The sequence below is a fragment of the Nocardioides nanhaiensis genome (assembly GCF_039542785.1).
GTDB classification, from domain to species: domain Bacteria; phylum Actinomycetota; class Actinomycetes; order Propionibacteriales; family Nocardioidaceae; genus Nocardioides; species Nocardioides nanhaiensis.
On sequence record NZ_BAABIM010000001.1, the window covers coordinates 704,985 to 726,884 of the forward strand.

At 72.4% G+C, this 21,900-nt stretch carries 22 protein-coding genes; 11 read left to right on the forward strand and 11 right to left on the reverse strand.

All coding sequences use genetic code 11. The features are described from left to right. Positions 1–50 precede the first annotated feature (50 nt). Entirely contained in the window at positions 51–353 is a 303-nt protein-coding gene (locus tag ABD948_RS03400) for a MoaD/ThiS family protein (protein WP_345262653.1), read from the forward strand. Between the two features lie 9 nt (positions 354–362). Here ABD948_RS03400 and ABD948_RS03405 read toward each other — a convergent pair whose 3' ends face one another. Continuing rightward, positions 363–1,634, reverse strand: a complete 1,272-nt coding sequence (locus ABD948_RS03405; RefSeq protein WP_345262655.1) for an oligosaccharide flippase family protein — start codon at positions 1,632–1,634, stop codon at positions 363–365. Between the two features lie 338 nt (positions 1,635–1,972). On the opposite strand from ABD948_RS03405, the gene ABD948_RS03410 reads away from it, so the two are divergent. Genes ABD948_RS03410 through ABD948_RS03430 form a run of 5 tightly spaced genes read left to right on the forward strand, consistent with a single transcriptional unit; the run spans position 1,973 to position 6,845 of the window. Then, complete coding sequence (locus ABD948_RS03410; protein WP_345262657.1) at positions 1,973–3,322, forward strand: O-antigen ligase family protein; 1,350 nt, start codon at positions 1,973–1,975, stop codon at positions 3,320–3,322. After that, entirely contained in the window at positions 3,319–4,131 is an 813-nt protein-coding gene (locus ABD948_RS03415) for an FkbM family methyltransferase (protein WP_345262659.1), read from the forward strand. Before ABD948_RS03410 ends, ABD948_RS03415 begins: the two co-directional genes overlap by 4 nt. A 6-nt stretch (positions 4,132–4,137) precedes the next feature. Then, positions 4,138–5,367, forward strand: a complete 1,230-nt coding sequence (locus ABD948_RS03420) for a glycosyltransferase family 61 protein (protein ID WP_345262661.1) — start codon at positions 4,138–4,140, stop codon at positions 5,365–5,367. After that, positions 5,364–6,113, forward strand: a complete 750-nt coding sequence (locus ABD948_RS03425) for an FkbM family methyltransferase (protein WP_345262663.1) — start codon at positions 5,364–5,366, stop codon at positions 6,111–6,113. Before ABD948_RS03420 ends, ABD948_RS03425 begins: the two co-directional genes overlap by 4 nt. 3 nt (positions 6,114–6,116) lie before the next feature. Next, complete coding sequence (locus ABD948_RS03430) at positions 6,117–6,845, forward strand: O-methyltransferase (protein ID WP_345262665.1); 729 nt, start codon at positions 6,117–6,119, stop codon at positions 6,843–6,845. Positions 6,846–7,097: 252 nt separating this feature from the next. On the opposite strand, the gene ABD948_RS03435 is transcribed toward ABD948_RS03430, so the two are convergent. Genes ABD948_RS03435 through ABD948_RS03450 form a run of 4 tightly spaced genes read right to left on the reverse strand, consistent with a single transcriptional unit; the run spans position 7,098 to position 10,747 of the window. Continuing rightward, the gene (locus tag ABD948_RS03435; RefSeq protein WP_345262667.1) at positions 7,098–7,838 is read right to left on the reverse strand and encodes a sugar transferase; all 741 of its coding nucleotides are present in this window, start codon (positions 7,836–7,838) and stop codon (positions 7,098–7,100) included. 5 nt (positions 7,839–7,843) lie between these two features. Further along, complete coding sequence (locus ABD948_RS03440; RefSeq protein ID WP_345262669.1) at positions 7,844–8,560, reverse strand: hypothetical protein; 717 nt, start codon at positions 8,558–8,560, stop codon at positions 7,844–7,846. A 2-nt stretch (positions 8,561–8,562) separates the two neighbouring features. Next, positions 8,563–9,750, reverse strand: coding sequence for a glycosyltransferase family 4 protein (locus ABD948_RS03445; RefSeq protein WP_345262671.1), 1,188 nt, complete (start codon positions 9,748–9,750; stop codon positions 8,563–8,565). A gap of 13 nt (positions 9,751–9,763) precedes the next feature. After that, positions 9,764–10,747, reverse strand: coding sequence for an NAD-dependent epimerase/dehydratase family protein (locus ABD948_RS03450; RefSeq protein WP_345262673.1), 984 nt, complete (start codon positions 10,745–10,747; stop codon positions 9,764–9,766). 193 nt (positions 10,748–10,940) lie between these two features. Here ABD948_RS03450 and gmd point away from each other — a divergent pair, with 193 nt between their 5' ends. Both gmd and ABD948_RS03460 read left to right on the forward strand, forming a co-directional pair. Next, positions 10,941–11,915 (forward strand): GDP-mannose 4,6-dehydratase, encoded by a 975-nt coding sequence (gene gmd, locus ABD948_RS03455; RefSeq protein WP_345262675.1) that lies wholly within the window; start codon positions 10,941–10,943, stop codon positions 11,913–11,915. A gap of 267 nt (positions 11,916–12,182) precedes the next feature. Then, entirely contained in the window at positions 12,183–13,136 is a 954-nt protein-coding gene (locus ABD948_RS03460; protein ID WP_345262677.1) for a hypothetical protein, read from the forward strand. Positions 13,137–13,227: 91 nt separating this feature from the next. Here the strand turns inward: ABD948_RS03460 and ABD948_RS03465 are convergent, their stop codons facing one another. Next, positions 13,228–13,938: an FkbM family methyltransferase gene (locus tag ABD948_RS03465; RefSeq protein WP_345262679.1), complete on the reverse strand. Its 711-nt coding sequence runs from the start codon at positions 13,936–13,938 to the stop codon at positions 13,228–13,230. A gap of 134 nt (positions 13,939–14,072) precedes the next feature. On the opposite strand from ABD948_RS03465, the gene ABD948_RS03470 reads away from it, so the two are divergent. The 3 genes from ABD948_RS03470 to ABD948_RS03480 all read left to right on the forward strand — a co-directional run bounded on the left by ABD948_RS03470 (position 14,073) and on the right by ABD948_RS03480 (position 17,111). Further along, positions 14,073–15,218 (forward strand): glycosyltransferase family 4 protein, encoded by a 1,146-nt coding sequence (locus ABD948_RS03470; protein ID WP_345262681.1) that lies wholly within the window; start codon positions 14,073–14,075, stop codon positions 15,216–15,218. Positions 15,219–15,300: 82 nt separating this feature from the next. Then, positions 15,301–16,449 (forward strand): glycosyltransferase family protein, encoded by a 1,149-nt coding sequence (locus tag ABD948_RS03475; protein WP_345262683.1) that lies wholly within the window; start codon positions 15,301–15,303, stop codon positions 16,447–16,449. Beyond that, complete coding sequence (locus ABD948_RS03480; RefSeq protein WP_345262685.1) at positions 16,446–17,111, forward strand: class I SAM-dependent methyltransferase; 666 nt, start codon at positions 16,446–16,448, stop codon at positions 17,109–17,111. The genes ABD948_RS03475 and ABD948_RS03480 overlap by 4 nt, the downstream gene beginning before the upstream one ends. A gap of 208 nt (positions 17,112–17,319) precedes the next feature. Here ABD948_RS03480 and ABD948_RS03485 read toward each other — a convergent pair whose 3' ends face one another. From ABD948_RS03485 to ABD948_RS03505, 5 genes are read right to left on the reverse strand one after another with little or no spacing between them, the layout of a single operon-like run. After that, on the reverse strand, positions 17,320–18,315 hold the full coding sequence (locus tag ABD948_RS03485; protein ID WP_345262687.1) for a class I SAM-dependent methyltransferase: 996 nt from the start codon (positions 18,313–18,315) through the stop codon (positions 17,320–17,322). Then, positions 18,312–19,076, reverse strand: coding sequence for a 3-oxoacyl-ACP reductase FabG (gene fabG, locus ABD948_RS03490; RefSeq protein WP_345262689.1), 765 nt, complete (start codon positions 19,074–19,076; stop codon positions 18,312–18,314). Before fabG ends, ABD948_RS03485 begins: the two co-directional genes overlap by 4 nt. Next, positions 19,073–20,458 (reverse strand): class I adenylate-forming enzyme family protein, encoded by a 1,386-nt coding sequence (locus ABD948_RS03495; RefSeq protein ID WP_345262691.1) that lies wholly within the window; start codon positions 20,456–20,458, stop codon positions 19,073–19,075. The genes fabG and ABD948_RS03495 overlap by 4 nt, the downstream gene beginning before the upstream one ends. Then, the gene (locus ABD948_RS03500) at positions 20,455–21,075 is read right to left on the reverse strand and encodes a serine O-acetyltransferase (protein ID WP_345262693.1); all 621 of its coding nucleotides are present in this window, start codon (positions 21,073–21,075) and stop codon (positions 20,455–20,457) included. The genes ABD948_RS03495 and ABD948_RS03500 overlap by 4 nt, the downstream gene beginning before the upstream one ends. Continuing rightward, positions 21,072–21,899: an SAM-dependent methyltransferase gene (locus ABD948_RS03505; RefSeq protein WP_345262695.1), complete on the reverse strand. Its 828-nt coding sequence runs from the start codon at positions 21,897–21,899 to the stop codon at positions 21,072–21,074. The genes ABD948_RS03500 and ABD948_RS03505 overlap by 4 nt, the downstream gene beginning before the upstream one ends. Position 21,900 lies beyond the last annotated feature (1 nt).

Consider the following 21,900-nt stretch of genomic DNA (forward strand, 5'->3'; position numbering starts at 1 on the left):
CGGGACGCGACACTGGGCCTCGGAACCTCAAGTGGCAAGGATAACGACACATGGCCGTCACCGCCCCGCTACCTGCCGGTAGTGAGACCGGCGTCATCCGCGTCAACTACTGGGCAGCGGCCCGCGCGGCCGCCGGCGTCGCCCACGACGACCTCCCCGCGGGCGCCCCGATGACGCTCGCCGAGGTGCTGGCCGCGGCGGTCGCGCTGCACCCCGGCACCCGCCTGCCCGACGTCGTCGGCGTGTGCTCGGTGCTGGTGGGCGAGCAGCCCGTGGGCACCGAGGACCCCGGGGCGGTCGTCGTCGAGCCGGGCGACGTCGTCGAGCTGCTGCCGCCGTTCGCGGGGGGCTGAGCGACAGGATCAGGCGCGGTGCCTGGCCCGCGACGACCTCGCCGGTCCCCGCCAGATGGCCAGCTGCAGCGAGACCACGCTGAGCAGCCCGACGACGGCGAGCGAGACGCCGACCAGCACCAGCTCGGAGGCCAGTGCGGCCGCCACGATGGCTGCGACCAGCACCAGGGTGAGGACGAGCTCGATGCGCGACGCGGTGCCACCGCGGCCCTGCGCCTGCAGGACGGCGCTCTGGACGCGACGGAAGCCGAGCAGGCCGTCGGCCAGGATCAGCCAGCGCGCGACATCGATGGCCGGCGCGAACTCGGCGCCGAAGGCGAGCCGGACGACCGGGTCGACGACCAGCTGCAGGAAGCCGACGACGAGCAGCATCAGGATCGCGGTGGCCGGCAGCCACTGGCGCCGCAGCGCCTTCGCCGCGACCGGGTCGTCGCGGACCGCCGAGAGCCGGGGGAGCAGGACGGTCGAGACGCCGGTGCCGATCACCGAGCACAGGTTGGCCAGGGCCAGCGCCGTCGCGTAGAGGCCGAGCTGGGCGGCGCCGAGGATGGCCCCGACGAGGTTCCGGTCCAGGCCGATGCTGTTGATGCTGCCGACGGCGGTCACGTAGTTGGAGCGTGACACCCGGGAGAGCTCGCGCCGGTCCAGGCGGCGGCTGTCGCCCGACGGCGCCCGGAGCAGCCACCAGCACAGCGCCAGCGCCGGTACCGCGGCGCCCACCTGCAGGGCCACCACGCCGGGCGCGTCCGTGGTCCACCCCAGTGCGAAGAGCACGACCAGCAGCACGAAGAACGGTGCCTGCAGCGCCAGGCCGCCGACGACGAGCTTGGGCGGGCTGGCCAGCTCGCCCTGCAGCGCTCCGGCCACGATCCCGCCCAGGATCGTCTGCACGGTGAGCAACCCGGCCCCGACGGCGAGGACGGAGCGCGCGGTGGGGTCGACGCCGTCGAGCGTGGCGGCCACGTACACGGCGACGAACACGCCGAAGAGGAGGCTCTGCCCCAGCCACCGCGGGAGCAGGTGTCGGGCGGCGTCGCGCGCGAGCAGCCCGTCGCGGGCGAGCAGCTGTGCGATCGCGACCGGCAACGAGGCCCCGAGGGTGAGCCGGGCGACCATCGCGGAGGCGGCGACGACGAGGGCGACCTGCCCACGGCCCTCGACGCCGAGCAGGCGCGCGGTGATGATGCCGGTGCCCAGCGCCATCAGCTGGACGCCGAAGGTGCCCGCCACGATCACTATGAAGCCCGATGCGCCGGACCGCGGGCTCTCCCCGTTCGCCACACGACCTCCTCGGGCTCCGGGCGCCGTCATCGTAGGGGTGCCGCGGGTGGTGCGCTGGGAAGTGCGGGTTGCCGGCCACCCGCGGGGTGGCGGTGCGTGGGTGCCCGTTCTGGGGCGATGTTCGGTGGCTGAGGCACCGCTGCCCGGGGGTGGCGGTGGCTGAGTGCCCGTTCCGCCGGACCGATCGGTCACTGGGACACCGCCCGCCCGCCCGCGCACGTGACCACCAGCGACTGCGCTCGTTGTGCGGTCGGCGAGGCCCCGCGGCCACTAGCCTGCTGACCACCCAGCACCCCGCCCCCACCACCCACACCGCGACCACCCCCTGGAGTCGGCCTGTGACCCCCCGGATGCCCGTGCAGCTCTACGCCGCAGCGCTGCTGCTGGTGGCTGTGCTGGTGTGGGCGTCGTCGGCGGGCGGGATGCTCGTCGCCGCGGCCGGGGTGATGCTGGTACTCGGGGTGGTGGCGCTCTCCCTGCTCGGCGCGCACCGCGCGGGCGTGCTGGTGCTGATGGGCGCCTACTTCACCGCGCCCTTCTACAAGGGTGTCGCGATCGGTGGAGCGGCCTCGCTCGTGACCGCCACCGATCTCCTGCTGTTCGCCGGCTTCGCCCTGCTGCTGCCCCAGCTGACCCGCGGGCGGGTCAGGTTCCCAGCCTCGTACGTCGTGGGCGTCGGCATCGTGCTGGTGTGCGGGCTGCTGTCCTCGGCACTCTCGCCGCGGTACGTCGAGAGCTTCATCGCGGTCGTCTTCTGGATGATCGTCATGATCGGGCTGCCGATCGCCTTCGCCCTGTGGGGGCCCCTGGCGCGACAGATCGACCTGCTCGCGGCCAGCTTCGTCGCCGGCCAGGCCTTCAGCCTCGTGCTGGGCATCGCCCAGGGCAACGAGGCGATGGGTCGACAGGCAGGGCTCTCCACCCACCCCAACTACCTGGCGCAGTCCGGTGTGATGGCCGTCTGCCTCCTGCTGTACCTGGCCCACCGCCACCTCGGGCGCACCGTGCTCATCACGACGGCACTCGTGGTCGGCGGCCTCGTGGCCGCGACCTCGGTGTGGATGAGCGGCAGCCGCGCGGGCACGGTCGTCGTCGCCGTGCTCGTGCTGATGATCCCGTTCGTGGAGCGATCAGCGGTGGGTGGCTTCGTGATGGCGGCCCTGGGCGCCCTGGGCCTGCTCCTGCTGCCCTACCTCGCCAGCCTTGCCGGACCGAACTCGGTGCTCGCGCGGCTCTCCGGCGACACCAGCGCCCAGTACGCCACCTCGGCCCGCTCGCTCGGCCTCGAGGGCGGCATCGACCGGTTCTGGGAGCATCCGCTGCTCGGCTCGGGACTGGTGGACCTCTTCGACATCCACAACAACTTCCTCGAGGTCGCCGTCGGGATCGGCATCCTCGGGCTGGTGGGCTACCTGCTCGTGCTGTACGCCCTGGCCCGTCCCCTGTTCGGCGCCCACGAGCACCGGCGGCTCGCCTACGCGGTCTGGGCCTACATCGGCTTTGGCGCCACGGTGCCGAGCCTCTACGACCGCAGCGTCTGGGCCGTCGTCGCGCTCGGCGCCATCCCGATGGTGCTCGCCGCCCGCGAGCGCGCGACACCGATGTCTGCCCGCACGACCACACCCACCCCCGCAGGCGCGGCGCCTGCCCCCCATGTCCTCGCCGCCGACCCTCGGAGCCCCTCATGAAGACCGCCCGCGGCACCTCGCACATCGCCACCCGGATCAAGCAGACGCCGTCGCTGTTCCGCAACTTCCCCCGCGTCCTGCTCGACATCGCCGCCGCCGAGACCCCCTGGCGTCGCGACGAGCTGACGTTCCGTCTGCGTAACGGCTACACCGTGGTCTCGCCGAACGCCGACGGCGCGCGCTTCCCGCTGTACGAGATCTTCGCCGACGACGGCTACCGCCTCGACGAGCTGTGCGCCGGAGTCGACGCGGATGCGGTCGTGCTCGACGTCGGCGGCCAGATCGGCTGCTTCGCGCTCGCGGTGGCCCAGCACCTGCCGGCGGCGCGCATCCACGTCTACGAGGCGTCGCCCACCAGCGCCGGCTACGTCCAGCGCAACGTCGACGTCAACCGGCTGGGCTCGAGGATCACCGTGCACGCCGAGGCGATGGCGGGGGAGGCCGGCACGTTCACGTTCGTGGACAGCGGTACCGCCAGCGGCCACAACGGCTTGACGGCGCCCGAGGGTCTCGGCACCGAGGTGACGGTCCCCTGCAGCACCTTCGACGCCGCCGTGGCCGGCGCGGGCGGCCCCGTCCAGATCGTCAAGATGGACATCGAGGGCGCCGAGTACGACGTCATCCTGCGCAGCGACCCCGCCTCGTGGGCCGACGTGCGCAAGGTGGTCATGGAGTACCACCCGGTCGAGGGCCACTCGCTCGCCGAGCTGACCGACTTCCTCGCAGCAGTCGGCATCCACGAGGTGGCGCACGACCCCGGCACCCGCGCCGGGCTCGGCGTCATGTGGCTTGCACGTCGCGACGCGTAACGACGGATGACACGTCTTCCGCCTCGCCTGCAGCCGCTGTGGCCGGCGGTCAAGGTGGCGCACCGTGCAGGGGCCCGCGGCGTCGGGACGGTGACGCGGCGGATCCGACCCGACGACGTGCCGACTGCCGCCACCCCGTCGTCGCGGGAGACGGCGTTGCTGGAGCCGGGATCGGCGCGCTACCACCTGGCCACCAGGCCCGTCCGACTGCAGCGGCCCGCGCCGGTCGGTCGACCGGTCGGCCATCCCTGGTTCGCGAGCCTCGGGCCGCACGAGGTCCCGGAGACGTTCGTGCTCGAGCTGCGCGACGGCAGCGTGCTCGGCCCCCACTGTGCCGTCGTGACGGCGGGCAACCGCATGGACCACGAGACCAGTCACTACTTCGGCACACGAGGCTGGCGTGAGCACCCGGTGTACCTCGACCCCCTCCCGCGGAGGGCTGCCGAGCGGGAGCAGGTCTCGGGGACCCTGGTCACGTTGGCGAGCAGGGCCACGGGCCACAACTACTACCACTTCCTCATCGACGCGCTGCCTCGCCTCGGCATCCTCGAGGACGCCCTGCCGGGCGCCCTGCGTGGCGCGGACGCCGTCCTGGTCGACCGGGCGACGCGGTACCAGCGCGAGCTCGTCGCGATGCTGGGGCTGGATCGTCTGCGCGTCCTCGAGCCGCGCCGGCGACTCGCGGTGCGAGCAGATCGCCTGCTGGTCCCCTCGCTCCCGAACAGCAGCACGGTGGTCGCCCCGGAGACCACGCGGTGGCTGCGCGAGGCTCTGCCGCCGTCGCGCACGACGGGGCTGCCCGAGCGGCTCTACGTGACGCGCGGGACGACGCCGCACACGCGGCGGGTGGTGCGTGAGGAGGAGCTGCGTGAGCGGCTGGAACGGCGCGGGTTCGCCGTCGTCGACCCCGGGCGGCTCTCGGTGCAGGAGCAGATCGACCACTTCGCCGCGGCCAGGGTCGTCGTCGCGCCGCACGGTGCCGCGCTGACGAACCTGGTCTTCTCCCGACCGGGCGTGCGGCTGCTCGAGCTGTTCGCGCCCACCTACCTGAACCCCGGCTACTGGTCGATCGTGGCCAACATCGCGGATTCCCGCTACCGCTACCTGGTGGCCTCGGAGCCGCACTCGCCGCGGGCCACGGCCCGTCAGCTGGGGGTCATGGACGACATCGACCTCGACCCCGCCGAGGTGGAGGATGCTCTCGACGAGCTGCTGAGCGACCAGGAGGCCGCGTGACCAGTCCCGACCAGACCCTCGCGAACAGGCTGCGCGAGCGCGCCAAGCTGCTGGTGCGCGGTGCGTTGATGCGCGCCGACCTGGAGGTCTCGCGCGGTGCCTACGCGACGCGGCTGTCCCGGGCGCTGGCGGCCCGCGACGTCACCGCCGTGCTCGACGTCGGTGCCAACGTGGGCCAGTACGCCACGCTGCTCCGGCGCGCCGGGTACACCGGGAGGGTCGTGAGCTGCGAGCCGCTGAGCGGCGCCTTCGAGCAGCTGCAGCGGCGCGCCGCGGGAGATGCGACGTGGACGACGCTCCGCACCGCCGTGGGCCGGGAGCGGGGCGAGACGACCATCAACGTCTCAGCCAACTCGTTCTCGTCCTCGCTCCTGCCGATGACCGATGCTCACCGCGAGAGCGCGCCTGGCTCGGCGTACGTGGCCAGCGAGACCGTGCCTGTGACGACGGTGCGGGCGCTGATGGCGGGCAACGAGCTGGAGCCCGAGCGGACGCTGCTCAAGATCGACACCCAGGGCTACGAGGCCGAGGTGCTGGCGGGTGCGGGAGAGCTCGTCGAGCAGCTCGGTGCCGTGCAGCTGGAGCTCTCCTTCGTGGAGCTCTACGAGGGTCAGGAGCTCTTCGACGCCCACTACGCACGGATGCGGGAGCTGGGCTTCCGGTTGCACATCATCGAGCCGGGTTTTTCCTCTCCCGACGATGGCAGGATGATGCAGGTCGACGGGCTGTTCGTGCGCCAGGATTGAGGCGTGAACGACAGCAGGACCCTCACCGAGAGGGTGATCGAGCGAGCCTGGCAGCGCCGCCACCCCGCCTGGGCACAGGGCAAGCCCGGTCAGGAGCAGCCGCACGTGCGGCTCCCCGCCACGGCCCTGCCCCGATACGTGGCCACTCGCGCGTCTCTGCAGCTGCGGGCCAGGTGGGGTGCCCGCGAGCCGTGGATCACCGCTGAGGCGCGGAGCCTCCTCGACCAGCTGCTCCGACCCACCGACCACGGCCTGGAGTTCGGAGCCGGCAGCACGACACCGTGGTTCGCCTCGCGCGTGGCCTCCGTGCGCTCCGTGGAGGGTGTCGAGCGGTGGCACGAGGCGTTGCAGGAGGAGCTGAGGCGCCAGCGGGTGTCCAACGTCGAGCTGGTGCTGGTCTCGTCGGCGGAGATGGGCTACGAGACCGACGAGCACCGGGCTGCGTACAGCGGCGCCTTCGCAGCACTGAGCCCGTCATCGCTGGACTTCGTGTTCGTGGATGGCGAGTACCGCGACGCCTGCGCGTTGCGGGGCATCGAGCTGCTCCGGTCGGGCGGACTGCTGATCCTGGACAACGCCGACACCTACCTCCCGGGCCCGACCCGTTCGCCCTGGCACGTCTCCGCTCCGGCGACCGCGGGGTGGCGCGAGTTCTTCGAGCGCACCGCGCAGTGGCGCACGATCCGCACCACCAACGGCGTCTGGGACACCCAGCTCTGGTTCAAGCCCTGAGCGGCTGGTGGGGGAGCGGTGTGCGGGTGACCGTGCGGCCCGCGTGATCGGTCACTGGGGCACCGCCGGCCGGTGGGGGCGGTGTGTGGGTGACCGTTCGGCCCGCGTGATCGGTCACTGGGGCACCGCCGGCCGGTGGGAGCGGTGTGCGGGTGACCGTTCGGCCCGCGTGATCGGTCACTGAGGCACCGCCACCCCGCGCGCAGCGCCCTCGCCGCCGTCAGTCGGACGACGACAGGTGGCTGGGAAGCGTCACTCCGCCATCGCCTGCGCAGGAGCGACGACGTCGACAACGGTGGCCGACTCCGGCGCGAGCACGGTGACAGTGCTGCGACGGCGGCTGCGGCGCTCGATCAGGTCAAGCGTGCCCTGGTAGCCCAGCGCCTGCCGCACGCCGAGCACGATCATTACGGTGGAGAGCAGGATCGAGAGGTCGAGCCACATGGAGTAGCCGTGGCGTGCGGCGTGGCAGTAGGCGCTCTCGAGCTTGAGCCGCTCGGAGTCGGTGAGCGACTCGCGACCCACCAGCTGAGCGGGGCCCGTCAGCCCCGCCTTGGTGAGGAAGCGGTCGTCGGCGTAGGGGTACTCCTCGCGCAGGCAGCTCATCACGTTCTCGGGGAGCGGCCGGTTGCCCACGATGCTCATGTCACCGCGCAGCACGTGCACCAGCTGGGGCAGCTCGGTGATGCCGCCCCGCTCGAGCAGGCGGCCGACCGGCGTGTAGAGCGGCGAGTCCGGCGGGATGTTGAGGAAGCGCACGTTGTTGTCGATCGCCACGGTGTTGCGGTTGGCAATCTTGTCGGCGTTCTTCACCATCGTGCGAAACTTGGTGAGCTTGATGACCTCGCCGCCGGAGACCCGACGGTTGCTCTTGTAGTAGACGGGCCGCCCCTCGCGGAGCAGCACCATCAGCGAGGCCAGTGCCAGCACCGGGACCCAGACCAGGGCTCCGAGCACCACCAGCGTCAGGTCGAACGCGCGCTTCTTCCCCATGATGCTTACCTCTCACCGTGCTGCTGCTGGGTGGGACGACGTCGTCCCGGTGTTGCAAGGGCCTGCCGCACGCGGCCTCTGGCGAGCAGCCAGAGCCGGGCGTCGAGACCGATGACGTGGCGGGACCCGTCGTCCCTGACGGCCGCCGTGAGGACGTCGGCGAGGTCGCGGTAGCGCGTGTGCAGGCGCTGCTGCGGCCGGCCTCGGTCATGGTCGTGCACCAGTCGTCCGGGGTGGACGACGGCAAGATCGTGGGTGGCACCCTCGGCGGAGAGCACTGCTCGCAGGTCGCGCTCGACCCGCTGCTTCCAGCCGCCGTAGTGCAGCCGGTCGCCGGAAGGTGCGAGGGCGATCACCGAGGAGACGTGGACGACGCGCACCGGCGTCCGGGCCGCGACGGCGCCGCGGACCACGCGGCGCACCAGGCTCAGCTCGCGCTCGTAGCGCTCCTCGTCGTCGTCAGCCGCGGCCACCGGGTGCGATGGTCCGAGTGCGCACACGTAGACGCGCACCTCGGCGGCGTCCTCGATGCCGGGCACGTCGACAGCGGCCAGCTCGCGCCGGTCGTCACCGCCGACCCGCGAGAGCAGTGCGACGCCGAGCCGGCTGCGGTGGCCGAGCACGACGTGCAGCACGCCGGCGTCGTCGCGCAGGGTCAGCGCGGCGGAGCGGGTGAGGGGGCGGGTGGGGGAGAGGGGGGTGACGGGGGGAGTCGGGCTCATCGCTACCGGGCGACCTCCGTGAGGATCCGCTCGAAGCGGTCGGCGCAGCCGGCCAGTGCGAACTCCCGCTCGGCGAGGTCGCGCGCGGCGTGGCCCAGCTCGCGGCGGCGCTCGGCGTCGCCGAGCAGCTCGGCGGCCCAGGCGCCGGCACCGGCGAGCGAACCGGGCTGCGGGGGCAGCACCAGTCCGCCGGCCTCGCCGACCAGCTGGGAGGCGAGGTTCTCGGCCGGCATCAGGCCCAGCACGGGGCGCCCGGCGCAGAGGTAGGAGAGGGTCTTGGAGGGCACCGAGAACGCGCCGGCGTCCTGCTCGAGCAGCACCACCAGCAGGTCGCCGGAGCCGAGCACCTCGGGCAGCTGCTCGTAGGGCTGGAAGGGCAGCAGCGTGGTGGGCACGTCGAGTCGCGCGGCCTCGGCACGCAGCACCTCGACGGCGGGGCCCTCGTTGACGACGACGAGCCGCACGGGCCGGCCGGCGTCGATGACCTCGCGGGCCAGGCCCACCAGCAGCGCCGGGTTGTGCTTGAGGCCCAGGGTGCCGGAGTAGAGCAGGGTCAGCTCGTCGTCCAGCTCGTGCTCGACGGCCCAGTCGTTCTTGCGCTCCACCGGGACGATCTCGTCCAGCGGCGCCCAGTTGGGGATCACGGTGGTCTTGTGGGCGGTGCCCCACGCCTCGTGCACCGGCACGAAGGAGTCGGCGATGGCGACGACGGCCGCGGCGCGCCGGGCGCTGAACCGCTCACCCACGGTGAAGCCGGCGGCGACGGCGCGGAAGGCACGACCCAGCTTGGCGCCGGCGAACGACTTGACCGCGATCGAGTAGACGTCCTGGTGCCAGAGCACCCACGGGACCCGACCGAAGACCATGAGGGCGGCGAACACGAACAGGGTGGGGATCTGCACGTTGCTCAGCAGCGCGACGTCGGGGCGCTCGGCGCGCACGTGACGGGCCAGCTCGACGCCGCCGCGCAGCTCGGCGAGCAGCCGGGCGGCGAAGCGGTCCTTCTCGACCGGGCGCGACCCGAGGGTCTCGAAGCGCAGGGTCTCGCCCGGCTCGGCGGTCAGGTGTCCCTTGCCGGAGACGTAGGCGGCGCAGTAGGAGTGCACCACCTGGTGCCCGCGCCGGGCGAGCTCACGGCTGAGCTCGACCTGGAACGGGTGACCGCTGTAGTCGTGGACGAGGATGCGCATCGGGTAACGCGCCTCAGCCCTGGGAGCGCTTGACCTGGTCGTAGACCCAGGCGTAGGTCTGGGCCAGGCCGTCGGCCAGCGTGATCGAGGGCTCCCAGCCGTAGATCTCGTTGATCAGCGTGTTGTCGGAGTTGCGGCCGCGCACGCCCTGCGGGGCGTCCAGCTGGTAGTGCCGCTCGCAGGAGACGCCGGCGATCTTCTCGACGATGCTCACCAGCTGGTTGATGGAGACCAGCTCGGAGCTGCCCAGGTTGACCGGCTCGGGGCTCTCGCCCGCGAGGATCATCTGGCTGCCCTGCACGCAGTCGTCGATGTACATGAACGAGCGGGTCTGCTCGCCGTCGCCCCAGATGTCGATGTGGTGCTCGCCGGAGATCGAGGCCTCAGCGATCTTGCGGCACACCGCGGCCGGGGCCTTCTCGCGCCCACCGGTCCAGGTGCCCTCGGGGCCGTAGACGTTGTGGTAGCGAGCGACCCGCGTCGTCAGGCCGTAGTCCTCGAGGAAGTGGCGGCACATCCGCTCGGTGAAGAGCTTCTCCCAGCCGTAGCCGTCCTCGGGCTGTGCCGGGTAGGCGTCGGCCTCGACGAGCGCGGTGACGGCGGTGTCGGTCTGCTTGCCGGCGGCGTAGACGCAGGCGGAGGAGGAGTAGAAGTAGCGCTCGACGCCGTGCGCCTGCGCGGCCTGCAGCATGTGGGTGCTGGTGAGCACCGAGAGCATGCACAGCGCCTTGTTGTTCTCGATGAAGCCCATGCCACCCATGTCGGCGGCGAGCATGAAGACCTCGGAGGCGCCCTCGGTGCCGCTCATCGCCGCGTCGAGCAGCGAGAGGTCGGCCTGGAGGTTCTCCGCGTCCGGGTGGACCTGGTACCACTCGTCCTGCGGCTTGATGTCGATGCTGCGGACGGTCTTGCCCTGCTTCAGGAGGTCGGCCACGAGGTGACCGCCGATGAAACCGCCGCCGCCTGCGACGAGAACGTCTACCTGCCGAGATGCCACGTGCTCTCTCCCTCTGGTTTGCCCCCCGGCGTGCCTTGCCGGGAAGAACGAGGCGGGTCCGTCGCGGTCACGGGGCCTGCGTCACTTATCTAGACATTTCTCGTGCGCGACCGACGGCGGGTCGGACGACGTCGATCGACCGTCGCGGCGGGCTCTGCGGGAGCCGGCGCGGAGGTGCCCTAGGCTCCCGAGGATGAAGCGGGCATTCGTCACCGGCATCACCGGGCAGGACGGCTCCTACCTGGCCGAGCTGCTGCTGGAGAAGGGCTATGAGGTGCACGGGCTGGTGCGCCGTTCCTCGCTCCTCAACCGCAGTCGGATCGACCACCTGCACGACGACGCGCGGCTGCACCTGCACTACGGCGACCTCACCGACGGCGTCAGCCTCGTGAACCTGGTGCGGATGATCGAGCCGCACGAGGTCTACAACCTCGGCGCGATGAGCCACGTCAAGGTGTCCTTCGAGATGCCCGACTACACGGCGTCGACCAACGCCATCGGCACCTTGCGGCTGCTGGAGGCCATCCACGCTGCGCGCCTGGAGTGCCGCTTCTACCAGGCATCCACCTCGGAGATGTTCGGCTCGACGCCGCCCCCGCAGGACGAGCAGTCGACGTTCCACCCGCGCTCGCCGTACGGCTCCTCCAAGCTGCAGGCGCACTGGGTGACCATCAACTACCGCGAGGCCTACGGGATGTTCGCGGTCTCGGGGATCCTGTTCAACCACGAGTCGCCGCGCCGTGGCGAGAACTTCGTGACCCGCAAGATCACGAAGGCCGTCGCCGCCATCGAGGCCGGCATCCAGGACCACGTCGAGCTCGGCAACCTCGACGCCGTCCGTGACTGGGGTTACGCGCCCGAGTACGTGGAGGGCATGTGGCGGATGCTGCAGCAGGACGAGCCCGACGACTACGTGCTCGCCACCGGCGTCGGGCACACGGTGCGCGACTTCTGCGCCGCCGCCTTCGAGCACGCAGGCCTGCGGTGGGAGGACCACGTGAAGCACAACGAGAGCTTCGAGCGCCCTGCCGAGGTGGACGCGCTCATCGGCAACGCCTCCAAGGCGCACGGCGCTCTCGGCTGGCGCGCTGAGACGCACGCCCTCGACCTCGCGCGGTTGATGGTCGACGCCGACCGCGGCGACGTCTCGCGGTTGCTCGGGGGCTGAGCCCCCCTCTGTTGCGCCCGGGGGAGCGGTGTCTCAGCAACCGGTTGTGCGCCTGGAACGGTTACTGGCTCACCCCCGCCCCCGGGCGGCGGTGGCTGAGTGATCATTCGCCGCTGGCGTTCGGTCACTGAGACACCCCCAACCCCGTTGCCGTAGCAACCGTCCCGGCGGCCCATTCACCCTCCACAGGGCAGCGTGCGAGGGTCGTTCTCCACAGCGCCCACCGCACGGCGCCGCCCGTCGCTCTCGACGACGTGCACTGGGGCGGTGCGAGAGATCCCGGAGGCCCTGCTCGAGGGCCCTTTCAGCCACGAGCAGGCGCGCGCGCTCGGCGTCACGGCGCGGATGCTTCAGGGCAGGCGCTTCGTTCGCATCTTCCCGCGCGTCCACTGCCTGAGGGACGCGGAGCTGAGCCTCGAGCAATGGGTGCGGGCAGCCGTGATGACGCTGCCGGCCGACGCACGGGTCACAGGTGTCACGCGCCTGCAGCTGGCGGGGCTGCCGCACGGTCCGCTGAGGCCCCTGCACTTCGTCGTCGCACGCGACCACCACGTGACGCCGTCGGGCATCTTCTTGCATCGCACCGAGGCGATGCCTCCCTGCGACGGAGTCGGAGTCACCGTCGCGGCGGCGTTCGTGGAGCTGTGCCGGTGGGCGCGGACCATCGACGCCATCAGCACCGGCGACTGGTTGCTGCGCAATCGGCTGATGGCCGTGCAGGAGGTCCGCGAGCTCTGCCTGGCTCAGCTGTGGAGGGCGGGCAGCGACGAGGCGCTGTGGGTCCTGCCGTACCTCGTCGCGACATCGCGCTCTCGTCCCGAGAGCGAGCTGCGCGCGATGATGGAGTTCGCCGAGCTGGCGCGGCCGGAGCCCAACCCGCTGCTGCAGCTGAGCGACGAGGACGTCGTCATGGGCGACCTGGTGCTGAACGAGCCGCGCGTGGTGATCGAGTACGAGGGCACCCACCACCAGACCGACCGCCGGCAGTACTGCTCGGACATCGACCGCTACGCGCTGCTGCGTCGCCACCAGCTGCCCTACATCCAGGTCACCAAGGAGCGCGCGGCACGACCGCAGCGGATGATCACGTGGTTGCACGAGCAGCTGCTCGAGCTCGGGTACCGCGGCCCGTCGCCTCGCTTCGACCGACGTTGGCCGTTGCTCTTCCTGCCACTCGCGGTCGCCGTCGGCGAGCGCAGCTACGGCCAACGGCGTCGGTGACCGGCCCCGGGTAGCGGTGCCTCAGTGACCGAACACGGCCGGAGAACGGTTGCTGAGGCACCGCCGCCCCCCCAGCCACCGCCCAGCAGCCTCACACCCGGAAGAACACCCCGTCGGCCTGGAGCACCTGCCCGTCGGGGTCGGCGAAGCCGGGCTCGAGCCCCACGAGGTGGAACCCGGCGCCGTAGGCCATCGAGACGGCCTCGTCCACGAGCAGGCCGCCCTCGTAGAGCGGCACGAAGGAGAGCTCGAGCTGCAGTCCCACGCAACGCGCCAACGTCTCCGGGCCGCCGGCGAGCACCTGCTTCTCGAAGCCCTGGGTGTCGAGCTTGAGGAAGGGACGCCGGCTCGCCGACAGGAGGGGCCCCGCGACGTCGTCGAGCCGTTCGACCCGTACCTGCTCGGTGCCCACGTAGTCGACGGCGGGCGCAGCGGCGCGGTGCCGGTCGGCCATGGGCAGCAGTGAGCTGGAGTCGCTGTTGCTTGCGACGTTGATCTCGGCGGTGCCGGGCTCGGCACCCAGCGCGCACTGGTGTGCGTCCCAGGCGTCGTCGCCGGTGCGCGTCGCGGTGAGCCGGTCGAACGCCGCCCGCATCGGCTCGAAGGAGACGATGCGGCCGCGGTAGCCGAACTCGCGCAGCTCGCTGCCGTAGCCGCCCCCGGCGGCCCCGACGTCGAGCACCAGGTCAACGCCGTGCCGGGTCAGCATGCGTTGACGGCGCGCCGCGGGGTGGCGGCGCAGCGCCAGTCCGCGCCTGGCCAGGCCGCGCGCTGCGACCCCCATGACTCGCTGTGCGACCACGACCCGCCGTCCTTCCAGGTTCGGCCCCCGCCGCTGCGAGGCGCCAGTAGTGTGACGTGCCGCTGCCCTCGAGGCAACGCACCCCCCAGCACACCCACCGTGCAGCACCCTGGATCTCCCGCAAAGGACCCCCCGTGCGCATCGCCCTGTTGATCAACGGGATGACCGGCTACCTCCACGCCGAGTTCGACGCGCTGTCCCGGTTGGGTCACGAGCTGCTCGTGGTGACGCCCGGGTCGCCCGAGGTCGCCGTCGGGGCGATGGCCGACACGGCGTTCGGTGACCTGGGCACCGCGGACTTCGCCCGCGTCCACGCCTGGCAGGAGCCGCCGGAGTCCTCGTCGCTCGTCGCCATGGTGTCGGACTTCGCGCCCGACGCCGTCCTGATGACCTCGTGGAACTTCGCCGAGGCCTACCGCGCGGTCATGCGTGCCGTGCCCAGCACGGTCGTGCGGGTGCTGATCATGGACAACCTGTGGCGCGCCGCACCGCGGCAGTGGCTCGGTCGCGCCACCCACCGCTGGTACGTCGACAACGTCGCCGACGCGGCGCTGGTGCCCAGCGATCGCAGCGAGTTCTACGCGCGCCGCCTGGGCTTCGGGCCCGCGGATGTCATCCGGGGTTCGATCAGCGCCGACACCCGGCTGTTCACTTCCGGCCCGCGGAACGCGGAGGAGCTCGGCAGCCGGCGCAGCTTCCTCTCCGTCGGCCGCCTGGTCGACCACAAGGGCGCCGACGTGCTCGCCGCCGCCTACCGCCGCTACCGGGAGCTGGTCGACGATCCGTGGACGCTCGACGTGGTCGGCATCGGGCCGATGCGGCCGTTGCTGGAGACCGTTGCGGGGGTGAGGCTCCACGGTTTCCGCGCCCCGGCCGAGGTCGCGATGATGATGCGCGAGGCGGGGTGCTTCGTGCTGCCCTCGCGCATCGAGCCGTACGGCGCCGTCGTGCACGAGGCGGCCGCGAGTGGGCTCCCGCTGCTCTGCTCGGACTTCACCGGCGCCGTGCCCGGCCTGCTGCAGGACGGCTACAACGGCTGGCAGGTGCCCAGCGGCGACGTGGAGCACTGGGCCGAGGCGATGTGCCGGATGAGCGCCGTCACGCCCGAGCGGCTCGCCGAGATGTCGCACATCAGCCGCGCGCTCGCCACCCGACTGAGCCCGGACGGGTGGGCGCGCAACCTGACCGAGGAGCTCGAGCGACGGCGAGCGGCCGGGGGTGGGCGGCTCACCCGGCCGGGCCCTCGCCGCCTATCCCGTCGTCACGGGGTGGCGACGTGACCCGGCGGCAGCGGGGTCGTTGGCACGTCGAGGCGGGCGCCGACGGTGCGCCCCGAGGCGGGAAGACCCCGGAGGTGTGCGCGTGGCGGTGACCGTGCTGGTGGAGCCGGACCCCGGCGGGCACCGGTTCCAGGCCGTCGCCAACGTGGCCCGGGTGGCCGCGCGCACCGACGACGTCGTGCTGCTCACGTCGCGAGGAGTCCGCGAGCTGCCGGCGTTCGCGGAGTACCTGGCCGGCGAGCTGGACGCCCTGCGCCTGACGGTGCGCGAGATCTTCGACGAGATCTACCCGCCCACCCGCGCGATGGCGGAGGCGGTGGCGGACGAGTGCCGACGGGCGGAGGTCTCCACCGCCGTGGTGATGGACGCCGACCAGTCGCTCAAGCGCTGGTGGCTGGTGGCGCCCCGCGCCTTCCGCGGGGTGCGGACCCCACGGGTGGTCTTCATGCTCACGCGCTACCCGGCCAAGCTGCGGTTGCGCGACGTCCAGGGCTGGAAGCTGCGGGTCCCCAAGGCCGCGCTCACCCTGGCGGCCATGGGGACCGGCTCGCTGCACCGCGCCGCCGGGTTCGCCGGCCGGGACGACCTGACCGAGGGGTGGGTGGTCAAGCGGGCCCGCGACCCCGACATCTGCTCGGCACACTCACGCGACCGTGCCACGCTGCGCGCGGAGCTGGATCTGCCCGCCGACCGCCGGATCGCCGGGATCTTCGGCGTCATCTCCGCGCGCAAGCACGCCCCGCTGATCTGGGAGGCGCTGGGCACGGCCGGCCTGGACTGCGACCTGCTGCTTGCCGGGGGCCTCGACCCCGACGTCGCTGCGTGGGCGGCGTCCGTGCCCGAGGAGCCGCGGGGCCGGGTGATCGTGCGCGAGGGCTTCCTCCCCAACGACGTGCTGGACCGGTTGGTCGCCGCCGTCGACGTCGTCCCGATCGCCCTCACCAACAACGGACCCTCGGGGATCATGGGCAAGGCGCTCGCCGCCGACGTCCCCGTCGTCACCGCCGGCTCCGAGGTGCGCGCCCGCGAGCTGGTCGCCACCGACGGTGGGGAGCTGGCCGAGCTGGACGCTGTCAGCATCGGCGCCGCCGTCGCGCGGGTCTTCGCCCGCGAGCCCGGCCGCACCCGTCGCAGCACCGTCCCCCCGGCCACCGCGGAGGAGTTCGCCGAGCGGCTGCTCGGCGTCCGGCCCGCCCGCCACCTCCCCGCCGCCGTCAGGAGCAACCCGTGAACCCCCTGGACAACCCCCGCATCCGCACCGTGGTCCGCTCGGCCGTGCTCGCCGTCAACACGCCGCTGGCCCGGCGCCGTGCTGCCTCGGCGGTCGCCGACCTGCCGCGCCCGATCAAGCTCGAGATCGGCGGGCTCACGCAGCGCCCCGGGTGGCTGATCACCAACGTGAACGCCACCACGCGCCACTACCTGGACGCCACCGCGCCGTGGCCGTTCGAGGACGGGTCGCTCGAGCTCGTCTACGCCGACAACATGATCGAGCACGTGCCGCTCGAGGCGGGGCGGGTGATGTTCGCCGAGGCGTTCCGGTGCCTGCGCCCCGGCGGCGTCATCCGGTTGGTGACACCCGACCTGCGCAAGCACGTGGAGCTCTACCTCGCCGGCGCCCCCTCGGTGGACGGCGAGGTGGGGACGTTCTACCGGTCGTTGGGGCTGACGGTGGCCCACCCCGTCGACCTCGTGCGCGTGCCCATCGCCTCGTTCGGCCACCACACCGGCTACCTCTACGACGTCGCCACCCTCTCCGCCGAGCTCGAGCGAGCGGGGTTCACGGGGGCCAAGGAGTGGGACCTCAGCGAGAGCTCCCACCCCGCCCTGCGGGACCTCGACAAGCGCACCGACGAGGGCGGCGCCCAGATGGCGGTCGAGGCCACCCGCTGAGGCTGGTGTGGTGGCGGTGTGTCAGTGACCGTTCCCGGCGGCTGTTCGGCATCTCAGGCACCGCCGCTCCGGGCGGCGGTGGGTCAGTGACCGATTCTGGCGGCTGTTCGGTCACCCAGGCACCGCCGCCCCGCGGCAGCGGTGCGTCAGCGACCGATCCCAGCCACGATTGGGTCACTCACACACCGCCCCACCCCCACCCGCGACGTCAGTCCCGCCGCCGGATCCACAGCGACGACGGCGGGTTGGGGTCCTCGGCGAGGGGGGTGTAGTCGGGGAAGCGGCCGGTGAGCACCGACTCGTCGTGGTGGCGCAGCAGCGGGGTGGAGAGCAGGATCTCGAAGGCGGAGTTGTGGCTCAGGAACGCCTGCACCACCATCGCCTCCTGCCAGAACACCGGCCACCGCTCGCCGAAGAGCCAGAAGTCGGCGGGGAAGGGGGTGTTCCACGGGAAGGGCACGTCGTGGATGTGCACCAGCACGCCGGGCTTCACACGCGGCACGACCTCCATGAAGAGGTAGGCGACGTCGCTGTCGATCTTGAGCGCGTGCGAGGAGTCGATGAACAGCACGTCGCCGGCCTCGAGCTCCTCGAAGCGTGAGACGGGCACGTTCTGCACCACGTCCTCCACGAGCGCGACGTCGGGGATGCCGCGCAGCGCGTCGTAGGGATAGGGCTCCACGCAGGTGATCTCGAGCGGCGACCCCTCGGCGGCGTTGGCGGCACCGGCCAGGTGCGCGTAGTAGGTCGAGAGGCCCGAGCCCACCTCCAGATAGCGCCGCGGCTTGTGCTCGCGCAGCACGTAGTAGAGCGTCCGCGAGTCGAAGGCGGGGTAGCCGGGGCCGAACGCGCCGGAGGTGTTGGTCTCCCACGACCCTGCACGCTGCCGGTAGTCGTCCTCCCACCGGTCGGCGAGCTCCAGCAGCCGCGCCCCCAGGGCGTCGGGGTCGACGTCGATGCCGGGCAGCCCGGACGGCTTGTCCCACCGTGCCCGCGTCTGCTCGATCTGCTCCAGCTCGGGCAGCACGGAGTAGTAGTCGTCGCGCTTGTCGGGGTTCAGCCCGACGACGCCCGCCGCGCGCCGGGTGCCACGCACCCGCGCCCGTCGCGCCGCGAACACCACGCGGTCGAGCCGCTCGACGACGCCGCCGGGCAGCACCTGGGCCGCCCGCTGCTTGGGGGAGAGGTTCGAGGAGGAGCTCACGCCGTCAGCCCCCCGTCCACGACGATCACCTGGCCGGTCAGGTAGTCACACCCGGGCGCGGTGAGGAACTGCACCACCCGTGCGATGTCGTCCGGGTCCCCGAGACGTCCGGCCGGCGTGCGGCGCACGATCTGCTGCAGCTGGTCCTCGTCGAGGCCGTGGCTCATCTCGGTGCGCAGGTAGCCCGGAGCCACGCTGTTGACCGTGATCCCGCGCGAGCCGAGCTCCCGCGAGAGCGCCCGCGTCAGACCGTCGAGTGCCGCTTTGGTGGCGCTGTACACCGCGAGCCCGCGGTAGCCCGAGAGCCCCACGATCGAGGAGATGTTGACGATCGCCCCCGAGCGCCGGGCCAGCATCCGCCGGCTCACCTGGCGCGTCACGTACAGCGTGCCCTTGAGGTTGAGGTCGATCACGGTGTCGAGGTCGTCGTCGGAGACCATGCCGAGGATGCCGTCACGCGCGACCCCGGCGTTGTTCACCAGCACGTCGATGCGGCCCCATCTCTCGATGACCGCCTTGACGAAGCGGTCGGCGTCCTCGCGCTGGGAGAGGTCGGCCTCCTCGAAGAGGAACCGGTCAGCCGTCTCGGCGTCGGAGGCCCAGGCCTCGACCTCGGGCGTGCTCGAGCGCGAGCAGGTGGCCACGAGGTCGCCCGAGGCCAGGTAGGAGCGCACGATGCCGGCGCCCAGGCCGCGGCTGCCGCCGGTGACGACGACGACGCGCGGCTCGCTGGCTGGACCAGCGGATGGTGCAGTGCTCACGGCTCTCTCCTGAGGATCTTGCTGCCGAGGGTGGCGATCTGGTCCACGAACGCGATGCTGCGCGGTCGGGCGGCGGCGGGCAGGTCGGCGCACGCCTCCTTGATGGCGGCGCGCAGCTGCTCGTGGTCGGCGCCGGGTGCGGCCACCACCTCCAGCGCGACGATGGAGCCGGTCAGGCGGTTGGGGCGGCCCCACACCCGGGCGACGTCGACGCCGGGCACGGCGCCGACGCGCTCCTCGACCGGCAGCGGGTGCACCTTGACGCCACCCACGTTGATGATCTCGCTGGAGCGGCCGCGGAACTCCACGCGATCGCCCACCACCTCCACGAGGTCGCCGGTGGGCCGCCAGGCGTCGGGGTCGACAGGCGGCTCGCCGTGGTAGCCGAGCATGCCGGTGGCTGAGCGCACCCACAGCTCGCCGTCGACGATCCTCATGTCCACCGGCGCGTCCTCGCCGCGCTCGAGCACGTCGACGGAGAGCCCTGCTCTCGTGTCGCGCATCGACCCGCTGGAGCCGAACTCGGAGGCGGCGTAGATCTGCGAGATCCGCGCCTCGGGAAAGGTGTCGCGCAGCTGGCCGAGCAGCGGCTCGGGCACGGCCTCGCCGCCGAGAGTCACCTGCCGCAGCGCGGGCACCGAGCCGCCGTCGGAGCGCAGCTGGGCCAGCAGGAACCGCCAGTAGGTGGGGGTGGCGCTGGCGTGCGTGACGCCGAGTGCCCGCATGGCCTCGAGCCCCTCGATGGGCCGGCGGGGCGCGGGCGCCACGAGCGTGGTAGCCGCAGCGGCCACGTGCTGCACGATCTGCAGCCCGGCGAACTGGTGCAACCCGTAGGCCAGCAGCCACCGCTGGTCGTCGTCGGTGTCCTGGACCTGCTGTACGCGCTCGACGCCGCGCACCAGGCGGCTCCAGTCGTGGCGCACCCCGCGCGGCAGACCGGTGGTGCCGGTGGTGAGCACCAAGTGCGGACGCGACGACGGCAGCGCGTCGCCCGAGTCGTCCGACTCGAGCGAGCCCGTCAGCCAGGCCCCCGTAGGCACCACCTCGACTGCGTCCGAGGCCGCCAACCCGGCAAGGTCGACGCGGTCGCTCACCAGCACGTTGTGCTCGAACCGCTCGGCGAGAGCACCGATCTCGGCGGCCTCGGACGGCGGGTACACGCACGCCTCCGCACCGGCCAGGGAGGCGCCGGCCAGCAGCGGCAGCACCACCTCGGCCTCGACGTCCACCACCGCGAACCGCTCGACCCCGGCAGACCGCAGAGCGGCGGCCACCGAGCGAGCACGCGACAGCAGCGAGGCGTAGGTCAGCGAGCAGGTGTGCGTCAACACCGCCACCCGCTCGGGATGCGCGGCGGCAGCGCGCGCGACCAGCTCGATCACGAGGTGGGCTCCCGCTTCCCTACCCGGCGGGCGGGCACGCCCAGCACCACGGTGTCGTCGGGCACGTCGGAGAGCACCACCGAGTTGGCGCCCACCGTGGCGTTGCGGCCCACGTGCACCCCACCCACCAGCACGGCGTGCGCGCCCAGCGTGACGCCGTCGCCGACGACGGGGAAGCTCTGCTCGCCACCGTGCCGGACGGCCTCGTCGGCGTCGTAGTAGCGCGCCGCGAGCACCACCCCGCCGGCGAACGTGACGCCGGAGCCCACCCGGGCGCCGAAGCCCATCGTCACGCCCACGGGGTGTGCGAGCAGCAGGCCGGGGCCGACCACCATGCCGGCGCCGAAGTCGGCCCCGACCCAGCGGTTGCCCAGCGTGCGCAGGGCACCGGCCAGGCGACGTCGTCCGGCGCGGTGCAGGCACTGCTGCGCGCGCAGCAGGATCGAGGCGGGCACGCTGGGCTCGAACGGGATCCGCACCAGCACCCGCAACCACGACGCCGTGCCGGGGCGGATCCGCGAGACGTCGCTGAACACCAGCTCGCTGAAGCTCAGGGCCAGCGACTCGTCGCCGACCCCGACCAGCTCCTCGGGGCCGGAGCCCGTCACGGAGCTCACGCCGGCTTGCCCGCCGCGAGGATGCCGTAGCCCAGCGTGCCGTCGTCCCAGAAGGCCTCGAGGATCCGGCAGGACTCCTCGAACTCGGCCACGCTCTGCTCGCCGAGGATGCCGGTCACCTCGGCGCGGTGCGCCTCGGCGTTGGCGAGCCAGCGGTCGAAGGTGGGGCGGGTCTCGGTGGTGATGTCGCGCTCGAGGTCCACCTGGAGCCCGTGCGCCGAGGCGAGCGAGGCGTAGGAGGACAGAGGATCCATCCGCGCCGCACCGAAGGCGGCACGCAGCACCGCGAACTCCCGCCGCCGGGATCGCAGCTCCAGGAAGGGGATCTCGCGGCGCCGCACCAGGTCGCACAGCACCATCCGTCCGCCGGGGCGCAGCACCCGGGCGCACTCGGCCACGAGTGCCTCGCGGTCGGGCATCAGGTGTGAGCTCTCCATCACCCACACCCGGTCGAAGGAGGCGTCGGGCAGCTCGTTGGCGGTGCCGTCGCGCTGCTCGAAGCGGGCACCCTCCAGGCCGAGCCCGCGGGCGCGTTCCGTGGCCGCGCCGACCCCCACCGCGCTGGTGGTGATGCCGAGCACCTCGACGCCGTGCTCCTGCGCCAGCCGGCAGGCGGGCGCGCCGGAGCCGCAGCCGACGTCGAGCACGCTCAGGCCGGGTCCGAGCCGGGCGGCGTCGATCATCGCCTCGGTGAGCGCCGCGGTGGCGCGGGCCAGCGGCTCCTCGCCGGTGGTGAAGAGCCCGTAGTGCAGCTCCTCACCCAGCAGCAGCCCCCACGCCTCGGTCACCCGGTCGTAGTGGGCGGCCGGGTCGTAGGTCTCCACG

Bases quoted from the DNA above. Each gene is read 5' to 3' on its own strand.
- ABD948_RS03440 (WP_345262669.1), bottom strand. From the start codon at position 8,560: ATGAGCCCGACTCCCCCCGTCACCCCCCTCTCCCCCACCCGCCCCCTC.
- ABD948_RS03445 (WP_345262671.1), bottom strand. From the start codon at position 9,750: ATGCGCATCCTCGTCCACGACTACAGCGGTCACCCGTTCCAGGTCGAG.
- gmd (WP_345262675.1), top strand. From the start codon at position 10,941: ATGAAGCGGGCATTCGTCACCGGCATCACCGGGCAGGACGGCTCCTAC.
- ABD948_RS03435 (WP_345262667.1), bottom strand. From the start codon at position 7,838: ATGGGGAAGAAGCGCGCGTTCGACCTGACGCTGGTGGTGCTCGGAGCC.
- ABD948_RS03400 (WP_345262653.1), top strand. From the start codon at position 51: ATGGCCGTCACCGCCCCGCTACCTGCCGGTAGTGAGACCGGCGTCATC.
- ABD948_RS03420 (WP_345262661.1), top strand. From the start codon at position 4,138: ATGACACGTCTTCCGCCTCGCCTGCAGCCGCTGTGGCCGGCGGTCAAG.
- ABD948_RS03415 (WP_345262659.1), top strand. From the start codon at position 3,319: ATGAAGACCGCCCGCGGCACCTCGCACATCGCCACCCGGATCAAGCAG.